Here is a 15861-nt window from a genome sequence, read left to right on the forward strand (position 1 = left end):
CGCTCCGCGAGGCGCCACCTTCTCCCACAAGGGGAGAAGGAAGGTTGCCCCACCGCGCCTCGGCTGGTACCAACCCGCCCCATGGCCGACAAACCGAAAAAACCGCAGAAATTGAAGGCGCGCCTGCCGCGTGGGCTGGAGGATCGCGGTCCTGCCGCGATCGCGGCCACGCGCCAGATGGTGGACAAGATCCGCGCCGTCTACGAGCTCTACGGCTTCGAGCCGGTGGAGACGCCGGCGATGGAATACACCGACGCGCTCGGCAAGTTCCTGCCCGATCAGGACCGTCCCAACGAGGGCGTGTTCTCGTTCCAGGACGATGACGAGCAGTGGATTTCGCTGCGCTACGATCTCACCGCGCCGCTGGCGCGTTATGTCGGTGAGAACTACGGAACGGAGAGCTTGGTGCTCCCGTATCGCAGCTACCGCCACGGCTATGTCTATCGCAACGAGAAGCCGGGCCCCGGCCGCTTCCGGCAGTTCATGCAGTTCGATGCGGATACGGTCGGCTCCGGCTCGCCTGCGGCCGATGCCGAGATTTGCATGATGGCGGCGGATACGATGGAAGCGCTCGGCATTGCGCGCGGCCAATACGTCGTGAAGGTGAACAACCGCAAGGTGCTCGACGGTGTGTTGGAGGCAATTGGTCTTGGCGGCGAGGACAATGCGGGGCGCAGGCTAACTGTTCTGCGAGCCATCGATAAGTTCGATCGGTTGGGCGAAGATGGCGTGCGCGCGTTGCTTGGGGGAGGCCGCAAGGATGAAAGCGGCGACTTCACCAAAGGAGCCGGACTGGAAGAAAGTTCAATCACGCGTGTGCTCGCCTCTACATGCCCTGAGACAGGCACTAACGAAGAAATCATCGCAAAGCTGATGCTTGTGTCGGACTCTGGTATTGGCCAGGAGGGCATTAGCGAATTAGCCAATATCGCGCAGCTTGTGGCTGCGTCCGGCTACGCCGCGGATCAAATTCGTATCGATCCCTCCGTTGTCCGCGGCCTCGAATACTACACCGGCCCGGTCTACGAGGTCGAACTCCTGCTCGAGACCAAGGACGAGAAGGGCCGTCTCGTTCGGTTCGGTTCGGTTGGCGGTGGCGGCCGTTATGATGGTCTCGTCTCGCGCTTCCGTGGCGAGCCGGTGCCGGCGACCGGATTTTCGATCGGCGTGTCGCGCCTGCAGGCCGCGCTCACAATGCTCGGCAAGCTCGACACGCGCCCCGATTTTGGGCCCGTCGTTGTCACCGTGTTCGATCGCGACCGCATCGCCGACTACCAGAAGATGGTCGCGCAGCTACGCAACGCGAAGATCCGGGCCGAGCTCTATCTCGGCAACCCCAAGAACATGGGCAACCAGCTCAAATATGCCGACCGTCGTAATTCGCCTTGCGTGATCATCCAGGGCAGTGACGAAAAGGCGCGCGGCGAGGTGCAGATCAAGGACCTGATCGAGGGCGCCAAGGCCGCGGCTGCGATCGCCTCCAATCAGGAATGGCGTGAGACGCGCCCTGCACAGTTTTCCTGCGCGGAAGCCGATATCGTCGCCAAAGTCCGCGAGGTGCTGGCGCGGCATGACGTGAAGTGGGGATAGCCATTCGCTTGTGACGTCATGTTCGGCCTTGTGCCTGATATCCACGTATTGTTGGATGCCAGAGATCGTGGATGGCCGGGCATAGGCGAGCGGAAGCGACGCCGTCCTTCGGACGGCTATGCCGGCCATGACGAAAGAAACGGGAAACGAGGAGAGCAACGATGCCTGAGATCACCGTGAGCATGGCCGCCGGCCGCACCGACGAGCAGAAGGCCGGCATGATGCGCGACATCACCCAGGCGCTGGTCAAGAACCTGGGCGTCGATGCCGACGCGGTCGTGATCCAGATCAACGAAGCGCCGCTGCATCACAAGATGAAGGGCGGCAAGACCTTCGTCGAGCGCGCCGCCGCGGCGAAGAAGTGACGCGATAGCGTCATTCCGGGGCAGCCCGCCAGGGCTGAACCCGGAATCTCGAGATTCCGGGTCTGGTGCTAACGCACCATCCCGGAATGACGGCAATGATTGAAAATATCCCATGGACGCACGCGACTTCATCACACCAGGCATGAGCGCCGAGCGCATGCTCGTGGTGCCGCCGGAGCGCACGGTCGGGCATTTCGTGCCGGGCATGCCGATGGTCTACGCGACGCCGATGATGATCCTGGACATGGAGATGGCGTCGGGCGATGCCATCAGGAGTTCGCTGCAGCCGGGCTGGATCACGGTCGGCACCGAGGTCGACATCCGCCATCTCGCGGCAGCCCTCGTCGGCGCCACGGTGCGGACTACAGCGAGGGTGATCGCGGTGGAGCGCCGCGTGATCCGTTTCGAGGTCGAAGCCTTCGAAGGACCGCGCAAGCTCGGCGAAGGCCGCCACGCCCGCGGCCTGGTCAATGTCGAGAGCTTCAACAAGCGGCTTGGGGCGACTTAGCCAAACCCTCCGACGTCATCCTGACTACTTCGCCAATTCCTTCGAGCGCTTGGTCGCCGCGGCGATCGCGCGGGTCAGCAGCGGCTGCATGCCGTCCTTTGCCATCAGCACCTCGAGTGCCGCGGCTGTGGTGCCGCCCGGCGAGGTGACGTTCTGGCGCAAGGTCGCCGACGGCAAATCCGAGCGATGCAGCAGTTCGCCGGAGCCCGCGACCGTCGCGCGGGCCAGTGTGGTTGCGAGCGTTTCGGGCAGGCCGGCCGCGACGCCGGCACGGGCGAGCTCTTCGGCGAGCAGGAACACATAGGCGGGGCCGGAGCCGGACACCGCGGTCACTGCGTCCATCAAGCTTTCATCGTCGACCCATTCGACCTGACCGGTCGCCTGCAAGAGCGCATTTGTGGTGGCGCGCTGCGCTGATGTGACGCTTGTCGCCGGCACTGCGACCGTGATGCCGCGGCCGATCGCCGCCGGCGTGTTCGGCATGGCGCGCACCACCCTGCCGCCGCAGATTTCTTCCAGCACTGATATCGTCGTGCCGGCCATGATCGAGACCACCAGCGTCGAGGGACCGACGAATGCCTTCAGCGCAGTGCCGGCCTCGCGAAACGACTGCGGCTTCACCGCGACGACAAGCGTATCGACCGTGCCGATCTCCTTCGCTGACGGATTGAGGCGGACGCCCTTGGCGGCAAGTGCGGAAATCTCCGGCGCAAGATGCGGATCGATCACCACCACGCGCTCCGGCACAAGCCCCTGCGCCAGCCAGCCGGTCAGCATCGCGCCGCCCATCTTGCCCGCGCCTGCAAGCGCGATGGTGCCGGTGGTGTTCTCTAATGCGCTGCTGGATGTGTTCACAGGTGCCACCGCCATCGTCGTCCCGGCGGAGGCCGGGACCCATAACCACAGGCGGTTTTAGTGAAGCACAGGAAGGGCCACAAGCAGTTTGCTTAACAACCGCAGCCGCGGAGTATGGGTCCCGGCCTTCGCCGGGACGACGGAAAGGAAAGCGCTTACGCCTCGCCCTCGGTGTCGAACATCGCAGCCGACATCGCTTCCGCCGCCGACTTGCCGGCCCACACCACGAACTGGAATGCGGGATAGTAGCGCTCGCAGGCGTGGATCGCGCTGACCAGCATGCTTTCGCATTGCGCGGCGGAGGCGGTGAGGCCGCCGGGCAGCACCAGCGCCTGGCGGTGCATGACCATGCCGCTGTGGGTCCACAGGTCGAAATGGCCGACCCACAATTGCTCGTTGATCGCGGCGACAAGCCGCTGCACCTCGGCGCGCCGCGCTTGCGGAATCTTCATGTCGAAGGCGCAGGCGAGATGCAACGCCTCGATCTCGCCCATCCAGGTGAAGGAGAGCTGATAGTCGGTCCAGTCGCCCTTGGAGACGATCGTCACTTCATCTTCGCCGGATCGCTCGAACGCCCAGTTGTTGTGAGCGGCGATATCCTCGACCACTGCAAGCGGGTTGTTCCGGGAATCAATAATGCCTTCGAGCAGGGACATGCCGTCTCGACCCTTGTTCTTATGTTCTGTTGATACGCACACGGAAGCCGGCACGTGCGACAACTGCGTCGTGGCCGAGTGCAGTTCCCAAAGCGGGCTTCCGGATGCCCTGGACCTGACGCGGTTGAAGTGATGTGATTTGCGGAATCCGCGCAACCGCACGCCGAGTCCGTCCACAGCCAAAGCGCGCACCGTCCACAGCTGATCACGCCACATTTATTAATTTGAGAACAAATCGGAATCTGAGCGGGCGCGGTAACGAATTGTTAACTATTTGCCGCGGCTTCGCCGCATCCGTGAATCAGCTCTCAGGCCGGCAAGACTCGCAAATCGCTCATGGGGACATGACAATTTCCCATGCCAAAGGTCCTTGCCCGCCTGTCGCGCTTTGGCCATATTTGCCGTCAGGCACGTCCATCCCGGGCGGGCCGATGTTCTCAGGGCGGGGTGAAAGTCCCCACCGGCGGTAAGGGTGCAAGCCCAAGCCCGCGAGCGCCTTCTTCGTGAAGTCGAGGAAGGGTCAGCAGATTCGGTGCAATTCCGAGGCCGACGGTTAAAGTCCGGATGAAAGAGAACGGTTGCGGCAGCCCGCGCGGTTTCGCGTGGGGTTGTTGTTGTCCGTATGCCCTGATTCTGGTCCTGAAAGAGGAAAGCCATGAATCAGATGTTGCAAGACCAAGACGTCCAGACCTCCCAAGCAGAAATCGTTGCCGATACGCCGGTGTCTCCACCGGCGGTCGAACATCCGCGCTTCGCGAAGCCGCAGCGTGTCGCCTTCGTGCAGGCGTCCTGGCACCGCGAGGTGGTCGAGGAGTGCCGCATCGCGTTCCTCAAGGAGATCGAAGCGCGGCATATCACCAATGTCGACGTGTTCGAGGTGCCGGGCTCGTTCGAGATCCCGCTGCACGCGCAGATCCTGGCGAAGACGCGCCGCTACACTGCGATCGTGGCCGCGGGGCTCGTTGTCGACGGTGGCATCTACCGCCACGAATTCGTCGCCGACACCGTGATCAAGGCGCTGATGGACGTGCAGTTGCGCACCGAGGTGCCGGTGTTCTCCGCGGTGCTGACGCCGCAGCAATTCCACGAGACCGAAGTGCATCACGACTTCTTCCGCCGGCACTTCACGATCAAGGGCATCGAGGTCGCGGAAGCCTGCGCCAACACGCTGCACAGCCTGGAGCGCCTGCGCGGCCAGGTCGCCGCGGGGATTGTATAAGCCGCGTCTGGCAATCGTCTGATTGTCAATCCTGCCGCCACACCTGTAGTATCGGCGGTGGGAGGAGGCCTCTGCGTGATGACGGGGAGGCCGAGACGATCATGTTCGAAGGACACGATCCTTATCTCGTCGCGCTCTCGGTGGTGATCGCGATTCTGGGAGGTTATACCGGTTTCGGCCTTGCCGCGCGCATCCGCGGCACGCCGGACGCTGGACATCGCCTGCTGCTCGCGGGTGCAGCATTCTTTCTCGCCATCGGTATCTGGACCATGCATTTCGTCGGCATGCTGGCAGCGCCGCTGCCGGCCGGCACGGTCTATCTGGTGCTGCCGACCATCGTCTCATTCCTGATCTGCGCGCTGGTGGTCGGCATTTCGCTGTTCTTTGTCAGCATCGGCGAGCCGTCGGTGCCCCGCGTTGCATCGTCGGCCGTATTGCTCGGACTCGGCATCGCCAGCATGCATTATGTCGGCATGCACGGGCTGTCCGGCGAATTCGCGATGACCCATGCCCCTGGCATGGTAGCGCTGTCGGTCGCGATCGCCATCGCCGCCGCTTATGGTGGCCTGCGCGCGTTCCTCGCGCGGCAGGGCGGCGTGCCGCTGATGCTGAGCGCGGTCGCGTTCGGCGTTGCGGTCTCGGGCATGCACTACACCGCGATGGCAGGGATGCAGGTCGTTCCGCCCTCGACGGATGCCCACCACCACATGGACGGGTTGGTCGCGTCGCCCCAGATGTTGTCACTGGTTGTGGCGTTGCTCTGCTTTGTCATCGCGGCTGGCTTTTTGCTGTCGCTGGTGCCCGATCCGCGCCGGAAAGGCCCGGTGACCGCCGCGGAGGTGGCGCCGGCGGCTATCGATATCCCGATTGCCGATGGTGGCGCGGTCTCGACCAGCCCGAAGCTGCGGCCGACCCCGCTCGGCGGCATCGGTCAGCCGCCGCGCCCCGCGCCGGCTCCCCGGCTGCCGGTTGAGGGCGCCGACGGCACCCATTTCATCGACGCCGCCGAGGTCCGTAGCGTCCGGGCCGACGCCCACTACACCAAGGTCCACGACGGGACTCGGGAACGGATGTGTCCGTGGTCGATCTCGGAGGCCGAGGCGCAGCTCGATCCCAGCCTGTTCGTCCGGGTACATCGCAGCCACATTGTCGCGATTCCGCATGTGACCTTTGTCCGCAAGGAGGGCGATGGCGCGGTCGTCGAGTTGGATGGCCCGTCGCCGCACCGGGTTCCCGTCAGTCGGGCCAAGATCGCCGAGGTGAAGGCCCGACTCGGGCTCGCGCGCCGCACGGCCTGAACCCGCTCCCTGCCCATTGGGACGCAAGCACTGACGCATTTCGTGCGCTTCGCGCCGCATTTGGTGCGAATTTTTTGCTCCCGTGCCCTTGTCGTTGCAGGCCAATCCGCTTCGGAGAGAGCGTCCTGCCCAACGTCCGCGTGCCCCGTAAGGGCCTCACAGGACGAAATGGAGGACACGATGATCCCTGGCCCGTTCAGCTACCACCGGCCGGCCACGGTGGCCGACGCCGTGAAACTGCTTTCGACGCTCGGTGATGAGGCCCGTCCGCTTGCCGGTGGCCACAGCCTGGTTCCGATGATGAAGCTGCGGCTGGCGACGCCCGAGCATCTGGTCGATTTGCACGGCGTCGCCGAGCTGAAAGGCATCCGGCGCGACGGCGACAAGATCGTGATCGGGGCCATGACCACCCAGCACGAGCTGCTGACCTCCGACGAGATCGCGAGGTCCCTCCCGATCCTGCACGAAACCGCGCTGCTGATCGCCGATCCCCAGGTGCGCTATCGCGGCACGATCGGCGGTAACGTCGCCAATGGCGATCCCGGCAATGACATGCCGGCGCTGATGATGACGCTTGGCGCCAGCTATCGGCTCGAAGGCCCAAAGGGCGCGCGCGTCATCGCGGCGGCCGACTTTTACCAGGGTGCCTATTTCACTGCACTCGAGCCCGGCGAACTCCTGACCTCGATGTCGGTGCCGGCTCCCGCAGCCGGCCATGGCTACGCCTATGAGAAATTGAAGCGGAAGGTCGGCGATTACGCCACCGCCGCAGCCGCGGTGTTGCTAACGATGGCGGGCGGCAAGGTTGCGACCTGCGCGATCGGCCTGACCAATCTGTCGGAAACGCCGTTGCTCGCCGATGCCGCCGCGAAACTGGTGATTGGTACCAGCCTCGATGATGCCTCGCTAAAGAAAGCCGCCGCGGCGGCAGTAGCGATCATGGCGCCGGCCGCGGACGCGCGGGGGCCCGTTGAATACCGAAAACATGTCGGCGGCATCATGGTGACGCGGGCGCTCACGCGCGCCGCAAGTCGCGCAAGCTGAGAGGGGATCAAAATGGCAAAGACCCACGTCACCATGAAGGTGAATGGCGCCGAGGTCGAAGGCCTCGTTGAGCCGCGCACATTGCTGGTGCATTTCATTCGCGAAAATCTGCTGCTGACCGGCACCCACATCGGCTGCGAGACCACGCATTGTGGCGCCTGCACCGTCGATATCGACGGCATGTCGGTAAAATCCTGCACCATGTTCGCAGTGCAGGCGCAAGGGTCCGACATCATGACTATCGAGGGCGTCGCCAATGCCGACGGCTCGCTCTCGGCGCTGCAGGAAGGCTTTCGCATGATGCACGGCCTGCAATGCGGCTTCTGCACCCCCGGCATGATTTTGCGCGCGCAGCGGCTGCTCCACGAAAATCCGAGGCCTTCGGAAGACGAAATCCGGATGGGCATCTCCGGCAATATCTGCCGCTGCACCGGCTACCAGAACATCGTCAAGGCTATCCAGTACGCTGCCGACAAGACCAATGGCGTTGAATTCAAGGAGGCTGCGGAATGAACGACATGACTCCCACGCGGGAACAACGCGAAGCCAAACTCGAAGGCATGGGTTGTAAGCGCAAGCGGGTCGAGGACGCCCGCTTCACCCAAGGCAAGGGTAATTATGTCGACGATTTGAAACTGCCGGGGATGCTGCATGGCGATTTTGTCCGCTCACCGCACGCCCACGCGCGCGTCAAATCCATCAATTCGGAAGAGGCGCTGAAGGTGCCGGGCGTGCTGGCTGTGATCACCGCCGAGACGCTCAAAACCGTCAATCTTGCCTGGATGCCGACGCTTGCGGGCGACGTGCAGATGGTGCTGGCCGACGGCAAGGTGCTGTTCCAGAACCAGGAGGTCGCCTTCGTGGTCGCCACCGACCGCTATGCCGCGGATGACGGCATCAACAAGGTTGTGGTCGAATACGAAGCGCTTCCGGTCGTGATCGATCCATTCAAGGCGATGGACGCCGATGCGCCGGTGCTGCGCGAGGACCTCACCGGCAAAATGACCGGCGCCCACGGCCCGCGCAAGCATCATAACCACATCTTCGAGTGGACCGTCGGCGACAAGGACCTCACCGACGCCGCGTTCAGGAAGGCGGATGTGACCATCAAGGAGATGATCTCCTACCACCGCACCCATCCGTCGCCGCTGGAGACCTGCCAGTGCGTCTGTTCGTTCGACAAGATCAAGGGCGAGCTGTCGATCTGGGGCACCTTCCAGGCCCCGCATGTGATCCGCACCGTGGTGGCGCTGATTGCAAAAATCCCGGAGCACAAGATCCATGTGATCTCGCCCGACGTCGGCGGCGGTTTTGGCAACAAGGTCGGCGCCTATCCCGGCTACATCTGTGCTGCTGTGGCCTCGATCGTGACTGGCAAGCCCGTAAAATGGGTCGAAGACCGCATCGAGAACCTGACCGCGACCTCGTTTGCGCGCGATTACCATATGACCACCGAGATAGCAGCGACCAAGGATGGCAAGGTCACCGGCCTGCGCGTGCATGTGCTGGCCGATCACGGCGCGTTCGACGCATGCGCCGATCCGTCGAAATGGCCGGCCGGCTTCTTCAACATCGTCACCGGCTCCTACGACTTCCCGACCGCGCATCTTTCGGTGGACGGCATCTACACCAACAAGGCGCCGGGCGGTGTCGCCTATCGTTGCTCGTTCCGGGTGACGGAAGCGGCCTATTGCATCGAGCGTGGGATGGACATTCTGGCGCAGAAACTCGGGATCGACCCGGCGGAACTGCGGCTCAGGAATTTCATCAAGAAAGAGCAATTCCCGTATCACTCGGCCTTGGGCTGGGAATACGATTCCGGCGACTACCACACCGCGATGCACAAGATGATGGAGTCAGTCGACTATGCCGGCCTGCGCAAGCAACAGGTGGCCCAGCGCGCGGCGTTCAAACGCGGCGAGACCCGCGAGATCATGGGCCTTGGCGTCTCGTTTTTCACAGAGATCGTCGGCGCCGGCCCGTCGAAGAATTGCGACATTTTGGGAATCGCGATGTTCGATTCCTGCGAAATCCGCCTGCATCCGACCGGTGCCGGCATCGCCCGCGTCGGCACGAAAAGCACTGGCCAGGGTCACGAGACCACGTGGGCGCAGATCATCGCCACCGAGATCGGCATCCCCGCCGACGACATCATGGTCGAGGAAGGCAACACCGATACCGCGCCCTACGGGCTCGGCACCTACGGTTCGCGCTCGACGCCGGTGGCCGGCGCCGCGATTGCGATGGCCGCGCGAAAGATCAAGGCCAAGGCTCAGATGATCGCGGCCTACAAGCTCGAGGTCCACGAGGACGATCTCGAGTGGGACATCGACGGCTTCCGCGTCAAGGGCCTGCCGGAGAAGGTCATGACGATGAAGGATATCTGCTGGGCGGCGTATAATTCGGTGCCGCCGGGCATGGAGCCCGGGCTGGAGGCGGTGAGCTACTACGATCCGCCCAACATGACCTATCCGTTCGGCGCCTATATCTGCGTCATGACCATCGATGTTGATACCGGCGTCTACAAGGTCAAGCGCTTCTATGCGCTCGACGATTGCGGCACCCGGATCAACCCGATGATCATCGAGGGCCAGGTGCATGGCGGCCTCACCGAGGCGTTTGCGATCGCGATGGGGCAGGAGATCCGTTACGACGCCGAGGGCAACGTGGTCACCGGCTCGTTCATGGACTTCTTCATGCCGACCGCGGTCGAGACCCCGCATTGGGAGACCGACTTCACGGTCACCCCGTCGCCGCATCATCCGATCGGCGCCAAGGGCGTCGGCGAGAGTCCGAATGTCGGCGGCGTGCCGGCCTTCTCCAACGCGGTCAACGATGCGTTCTCCTTCCTCGGCTCCACCCACATCCAGATGCCGCATGATTTCTGGCGGAACTGGGCGGCGGCGAAGAACCTCGGCTTGTTCGAAGCCGCATGAGGACCCGTGACGAGATCGCGCAAGCGCTCGGCAACGCCGGCTACTTTGCCGACGCTGAGCTTGCGACCGCGATCTCGCTGATGCAATTGCTTCGGCGTCCGCTGCTGCTGGAAGGCGAGGCGGGCGTGGGCAAGACCGAAGTGGCAAAGGCGCTTGCCGCCGTGCATGCGACCGAACTGATCCGTCTGCAATGCTATGAGGGGCTTGACCAGTCGGCGGCGCTCTATGAATGGAACTACCAGCGGCAATTGCTGTCGATCCAGGCTCATCGTGGCGATAACCCTGCTGCCGCCGAGGATCAGATATTTTCGGAAAAATACCTGCTGGAGCGGCCGCTGCTCGCCGCGATCCGGCGCGCAAAACCGCCTGTGCTGCTGATCGACGAGATCGACCGCGCCGACGATGAGTTCGAAGCTTTCCTGCTCGAACTGTTGTCGGACTTTCAGGTGTCGATCCCCGAGCTCGGCACGATCAAGGCGACCGCGATCCCGCATGTCGTGCTGACCTCGAACGGCACACGTGAGTTGTCGGACGCGCTGCGGCGGCGTTGCCTCTACCACTATGTCGACTATCCCGATGTCGACCGCGAGGCGCGGATCATCATGACGCGGATCGACGGCACCGGCGCCTCTCTGGCGCTGCAGATCGCGCGCATGGTCGAGGGCATCCGCAAGGAGGAACTGCGCAAGGTGCCCGGCGTCGCGGAGACGCTGGATTGGGCGGCCGCACTGGTCGGGCTGGACGTAAAGGACCTGCACGATGCGCCCGAGACCGTGCACGAGACCCTGATGTGCCTGCTCAAGACGCAGGAAGACAAGGCGCGCGTGACGCGCGAGGTCAGCGGACGCTTGCTGGGGAAGGTCGCATGAGCTGCTGCGGCTCATCCCCCGATTTCGAAGATGTCAACGCGGTCTCCCGCCTTGTCGCAAGCAAGCTCGCGGCGTTCCTGCGGACGTTGCGCGACAGCGGTTTTGCCGTCGGTCTCGCCGAGGGCCGGGATGCCGCCATGCTGATGGCTGCCGGCTATGCGGCGCGGCCGGGCCTGCTGCGCTCGGCGCTCAAGCATCTGTTCTCGGCGCGCAAATCCGACTGGGACAAGTTCGATGGCATTTTTGACGCGTTCTGGCTCGGCAAGCGGCTGCGGTCGCGCTCAATCACCACCGGCGCCGCGAAGGCGGCGAACAATCCGTCATTGAAGAACTTGCCGGGCCAGCCCGCTCAGCCGCGCGAGGGTGGCGATGCAGCGACCGATCAAATGCCGTCGGTCGACGGTGCCGACAATGACCGTTCGGGCGAGGGGCGCATGGAAGGCGCCTCGCGCGCCGAAAACCTCGCTGAGGTCGACTTCCGCAACATCGCCGATCCCGAGCAGGTCGTGCAGGCGCATCTGGCTGCGGCGCAATTGGCGCGCGCGATGCGCACGCGGCTGACGCGGCGCGATCTGGCGCGGCGGCGCGGCTATCGGCTCGACCTGCGCCGCACCATTCACAGCAATATCAGCCATGGCGGTGTACCGATCAGCCTGGTGGTGCGGCAGCGCAAGCCGAAGCCGTTGCGGCTGGTGATACTGCTCGACGCCTCCGGCTCGATGAGCATGTACACCGGCGTGTTCCTGCGCTTCATCCATGGCGTGCTCGATGAGTTCCGTGAGGCCGAGGCGTTCCTGTTCCACACGCGTCTGGCCCACGTGTCCGATGCGATGAAGGAGAAGGATGCCGGTCGCGCGCTCGACCGGCTCTCGATCATGGCGCAGGGCGCCGGCGGCGGCACCAGGATCGGCGAGAGCCTGCAGACTTTCAATCGCTGGCACGCCGCCCGTGTGATCCACTCGCGCACTTGCGTGATGATCGTGTCAGATGGCTATGAGACTGGCGACGCAGCGCTGCTCGGCCGCGAGATGGCCGCGCTCGGCCGCCGCTGCCGCCGCATTGTCTGGCTCAACCCGATGATGGGATGGCAAGGCTATGCGCCGGAGGCGCGGGGGATCAAGGCGGCGCTGCCGCATATCGATCTCTATGCGCCAGCCAATACGCTTGCGAGCCTGACCGCGCTCGAACCCTATCTTGCGAGGCTTTGAGATGGGTGTGCATGTCGAGGTGATGGATCTGGTCGCGCAGATGAAGGCCGCCGAGCAGGCCTTCGTGCTGGCGACCGTGGTGCGCACGGTGTCGGTGACGGCAGCGAAAGCCGGCGCGAAGGCGATCATCCGGCCCGATGGCAGCATCGTTGCCGGCTGGATCGGTGGCGGCTGCGCCAGGGGCGCCGTGCTGAAGGCCGCGCGCGAGGCGCTCGCCGACGGCGAGCCGCGCATGGTGTCGGTGCAGCCGGAAGACCTGCTGGCCGAGCTCGGCGTCAAGCCCGGCGAGAGCAGGGACGGCGTACGGTTCGCCTCCAACATGTGCCCGAGCAAGGGCACGATGGATATTTTCGTGGAGCCGGTCTTGCCGCATCCGTCGCTGGTGATCCTCGGTGCGAGTCCGGTCGCCATGTCGCTGGCTGCGCAGGCGCGCCAGCTCGGCTATCACGTCACGCTCGCCGCGCCGGCCTCCGACCTCACCGCTGCACCCGATGCGCACGTCGTCGTCGACGGCTTCGAACCCGGCGCTCTCAGCGACACCAGGCGCTTCGTCGTGGTGTCTACCCAGGGCAAGGGCGATGAAGCCGCACTGAAACAGGCGCTCGCGATCGATGCGGCCTATCACGCCTTCGTTGGCAGCAAGCGCAAGATGGCAGCGCTGCACGACAAGCTGATTGCCGCGGGCCTCGAGCCTGCCGCGATCAATCGCGTCAAGGCGCCGGCCGGGCTCGATCTCGGCGCCATCACGCCGGAGGAGATCGCGATGTCGATCCTGGCAGAAATCACCATCGAACGGCGCCGCGGTCAGCGCGCCGCCAATTCAGCCGAAGGAGCCAAGTGACAGTATGCAGATGAATGACAGTCAGCGCATCCCGGCGTCGAAGGAAAAGGTCTGGGCCGCGCTCAATGATCCCGAGATCCTGAAGCAATGCATTCCCGGCTGCCAGTCGCTCGAGATGTCGTCGCCGACCGAGATGACCGCGACCGTGGTGTTCAAGGTCGGCCCGGTGAAGGCGACCTTCGGCGGCAAGGTGACGCTGTCCGATCTCGATCCGCCCAATAGCTATCGCATCTCCGGTGAGGGCTCCGGCGGCGTCGCCGGCTTTGCCAAGGGCGGCGCGACGGTGACTCTCGCTGCCGAAAGTGCCGATGTCACGATCCTCACCTATGCGGTCGACGCGCAGATCGGCGGCAAGCTCGCGCAGCTCGGTGGGCGGCTGATCGATTCCACGTCGCGCAAGCTGGCCGGGCAGTTCTTTGCCTCCTTCGGCGAGGCGGTCGGGAATACCGCCGTCGCGAGCGCCTGACGGTCGCAAATCGTCCTTGGTCTGTGGTCGCGTTCGGTTAAGCTATCCGGCATCAGTCACCGGATAAGAGTGATCACATGACCAAGGAAGGTTCCTCCGACTGGCTCGGCCTATCTGGCTGCGTCGCTGTCGTCACTGGCGGAGGCGGCGGCATCGGCCGCGCCACGGCCCTCAGTTTCGCGCAGGCCGGTGCCAAGGTCGCCGCCATCGATCGCGACGAGCGTGGGCTTGAAGGCACGCGCGAAAAGCTCCGCGAATTCGGTGACGGCCATCTCGTCGCGAGCTGCGACACCACCAATGCCGAGAGTATCGCTGCAGCGGCGGCGAAGATCGAGAGCGCGCTCGGGCCGTGCGGCATTCTCGTCAACACCGCCGCAGTACTGCGTCCAGGCGGGCTCGATACGCTCTCGCTCGCCGAATGGAACGCCGTGCTCGCGGTCAATCTCACCGGCTATTTCATCTGCGCGCAGGCGTTCGGCCGCCAGATGCGCAACGCGGGCCGCGGCAGTCTCGTGCATATCGCCTCGATCGCTGCCAGCAATGCGCAGGGACAAAGCGGCGCCTACAGCGTCAGCAAGGCCGGCGTTGTGATGCTGTCGCAGCAGCTCGCCGCTGAATGGGGACCGCACGGCATCCGCAGCAATGTCGTCAGTCCGGGCCTCGTGGTCACGCCGATGAGCCAGGCGTTCTACGATACCCCCGGGGTTACCGAGCGTCGCACTGCCGTGGTGCCGATGCGCCGGATCGGCGCGCCGCAGGACATGGCGGATGCGATCCTGTTCCTGGCGAGCGACCGGTCGTCCTACGTCAACGGCGAGGAGCTCATCGTCGATGGCGGCTATGCGCGGACGCTGATGAGCCACGTGCCGCGGCCGGGGTTTTGAATCCCGTCATTCCGGGGCGATGCAAAGCATCGAACCCGGAATCTCGAGATTCCGGGTCTGGTCCTTCGGACCATCCCGGAATGACGGCGTGAACTACTAATCGAACAAACTCGAGACCGACTCTTCCGCCGCAGTGCGGCCGATCGCTTCGGCGATCAGGCCGGCGACCGAGATGGTGCGGATGTTCGGCGCCTTGTTGACGGCCTCGGTCGGCAGGATCGAGTCGGTGATGACCAGCTCCTTCAGCCGCGATGAGGCGATGCGCGCGGCGGCGCCGCCGGACAGCACGCCGTGGGTGATGTAGGCCGACACTTCCTTGGCGCCGTGCTTGATCAGCGCCTCGGCCGCGTTCACCAGCGTGCCACCGGAGTCGACGATGTCGTCGACCAGGATGCAGTTGTAGCCCGAGACGTCGCCGATCACGTTCATGACTTCGGATTCACCGGGCCGCTCGCGGCGCTTGTCGACGATGGCGAGCGGGGTGTTGATGCGCTTGGCGAGACCGCGGGCGCGCGCCACGCCGCCGACGTCCGGCGAGATGACCATCGTCTTGGAGAGGTCGAACCTGTCCTTGATGTCGCGCACCATCAGCGGTGCTGCGTAGAGGTTGTCGGTCGGGATGTCGAAGAAGCCCTGGATCTGACCGGCATGCAGGTCGAGCGTCATGACGCGGTCGACGCCGGCGTGGGTGATCAGATTGGCGACGAGCTTGGCCGAGATCGGCGTGCGCGAGCCGGAGCGGCGGTCCTGCCTGGCATAGCCGAAATAGGGGATCACTGCCGTGATGCGGCGCGCCGAGGAGCGGCGCAGCGCGTCGGTGATGATCAGCAGTTCCATCAGATTGTCGTTCGCCGGAAACGACGTCGACTGCAGGATGTACATGTCCGAGCCGCGGACGTTCTCCTGGATCTCGACGAAGATCTCCATGTCGGCGAAGCGCCGGACCACGGCCTTGGTCAGCTCGATGCCGAGCGCTTTGGCGATATCCTGCGCCAGCACAGGATTGGAGTTGCCGGCGACGAGCTTGATTGATCCGTTCTTGGCCGACATCGAAGCTTCCTCCCGCTCTTTGCTGGATAAGACGTTCAGCATCACAAGTCCCTACAGAACCGGCGGGTTTTC

General features: G+C 64.3%; 16 protein-coding genes and 1 riboswitch. Of the genes, 13 read left to right on the forward strand and 3 right to left on the reverse strand.

Annotation, left to right across the window (positions count from 1 at the left end; all coding sequences use genetic code 11):
* The first annotated feature begins 81 nt into the window (after positions 1-81).
* From hisS to UP10_RS25650, 3 genes are all read left to right on the forward strand, one after another.
* Entirely contained in the window at positions 82-1590 is a 1509-nt protein-coding gene (gene hisS, locus UP10_RS25640) for a histidine--tRNA ligase (protein ID WP_044589954.1), read from the forward strand.
* 161 nt (positions 1591-1751) lie between these two features.
* On the forward strand, positions 1752-1955 hold the full coding sequence (locus UP10_RS25645) for a tautomerase family protein (RefSeq protein WP_044538952.1): 204 nt from the start codon (positions 1752-1754) through the stop codon (positions 1953-1955).
* 112 nt (positions 1956-2067) lie between these two features.
* Positions 2068-2463, forward strand: a complete 396-nt coding sequence (locus UP10_RS25650) for a thioesterase family protein (RefSeq protein ID WP_044589955.1) — start codon at positions 2068-2070, stop codon at positions 2461-2463.
* 24 nt (positions 2464-2487) lie between these two features.
* Here the strand turns inward: UP10_RS25650 and proC are convergent, their stop codons facing one another.
* Both proC and UP10_RS25660 read right to left on the reverse strand, forming a co-directional pair.
* Positions 2488-3318 carry a pyrroline-5-carboxylate reductase gene (gene proC / locus UP10_RS25655; RefSeq protein WP_044590125.1) on the reverse strand — a complete coding sequence of 277 codons (831 nt, stop codon included), beginning with the start codon at positions 3316-3318 and terminating at the stop codon, positions 2488-2490.
* Positions 3319-3473: 155 nt separating this feature from the next.
* Positions 3474-3974: a type III secretion system chaperone family protein gene (locus UP10_RS25660; protein ID WP_044589956.1), complete on the reverse strand. Its 501-nt coding sequence runs from the start codon at positions 3972-3974 to the stop codon at positions 3474-3476.
* 429 nt (positions 3975-4403) lie between these two features.
* Positions 4404-4554: riboswitch (FMN riboswitch) on the forward strand.
* 75 nt (positions 4555-4629) lie between these two features.
* Here UP10_RS25660 and UP10_RS25665 point away from each other — a divergent pair.
* From UP10_RS25665 to UP10_RS25710, 10 genes are all read left to right on the forward strand, one after another.
* On the forward strand, positions 4630-5193 hold the full coding sequence (locus UP10_RS25665; protein WP_044589957.1) for a 6,7-dimethyl-8-ribityllumazine synthase: 564 nt from the start codon (positions 4630-4632) through the stop codon (positions 5191-5193).
* A 101-nt stretch (positions 5194-5294) separates the two neighbouring features.
* Positions 5295-6491 carry an MHYT domain-containing protein gene (locus UP10_RS25670; protein ID WP_044589958.1) on the forward strand — a complete coding sequence of 399 codons (1197 nt, stop codon included), beginning with the start codon at positions 5295-5297 and terminating at the stop codon, positions 6489-6491.
* Positions 6492-6671: 180 nt separating this feature from the next.
* Entirely contained in the window at positions 6672-7535 is an 864-nt protein-coding gene (locus UP10_RS25675) for an FAD binding domain-containing protein (protein WP_044590126.1), read from the forward strand.
* Between the two features lie 12 nt (positions 7536-7547).
* Complete coding sequence (locus tag UP10_RS25680) at positions 7548-8048, forward strand: (2Fe-2S)-binding protein (RefSeq protein WP_044589959.1); 501 nt, start codon at positions 7548-7550, stop codon at positions 8046-8048.
* Positions 8045-10471: an aerobic carbon-monoxide dehydrogenase large subunit gene (locus tag UP10_RS25685; protein ID WP_044589960.1), complete on the forward strand. Its 2427-nt coding sequence runs from the start codon at positions 8045-8047 to the stop codon at positions 10469-10471. The genes UP10_RS25680 and UP10_RS25685 overlap by 4 nt, the downstream gene beginning before the upstream one ends.
* Complete coding sequence (locus tag UP10_RS25690; RefSeq protein ID WP_044589961.1) at positions 10468-11340, forward strand: AAA family ATPase; 873 nt, start codon at positions 10468-10470, stop codon at positions 11338-11340. Before UP10_RS25685 ends, UP10_RS25690 begins: the two co-directional genes overlap by 4 nt.
* Positions 11337-12548 carry a vWA domain-containing protein gene (locus tag UP10_RS25695; RefSeq protein WP_044589962.1) on the forward strand — a complete coding sequence of 404 codons (1212 nt, stop codon included), beginning with the start codon at positions 11337-11339 and terminating at the stop codon, positions 12546-12548. The genes UP10_RS25690 and UP10_RS25695 overlap by 4 nt, the downstream gene beginning before the upstream one ends.
* Position 12549: 1 nt before the next feature.
* Complete coding sequence (locus tag UP10_RS25700) at positions 12550-13389, forward strand: XdhC family protein (protein ID WP_044589963.1); 840 nt, start codon at positions 12550-12552, stop codon at positions 13387-13389.
* Between the two features lie 4 nt (positions 13390-13393).
* The gene (locus UP10_RS25705; protein WP_044589964.1) at positions 13394-13855 is read left to right on the forward strand and encodes an SRPBCC family protein; all 462 of its coding nucleotides are present in this window, start codon (positions 13394-13396) and stop codon (positions 13853-13855) included.
* Between the two features lie 77 nt (positions 13856-13932).
* Complete coding sequence (locus tag UP10_RS25710) at positions 13933-14739, forward strand: SDR family NAD(P)-dependent oxidoreductase (RefSeq protein WP_044589965.1); 807 nt, start codon at positions 13933-13935, stop codon at positions 14737-14739.
* A 96-nt stretch (positions 14740-14835) separates the two neighbouring features.
* On the opposite strand, the gene UP10_RS25715 is transcribed toward UP10_RS25710, so the two are convergent.
* On the reverse strand, positions 14836-15789 hold the full coding sequence (locus UP10_RS25715) for a ribose-phosphate pyrophosphokinase (protein ID WP_044539190.1): 954 nt from the start codon (positions 15787-15789) through the stop codon (positions 14836-14838).
* Positions 15790-15861 lie beyond the last annotated feature (72 nt).

The sequence above is a fragment of the Bradyrhizobium sp. LTSPM299 genome (genome assembly GCF_000938235.1).
GTDB lineage: Bacteria > Pseudomonadota > Alphaproteobacteria > Rhizobiales > Xanthobacteraceae > Bradyrhizobium.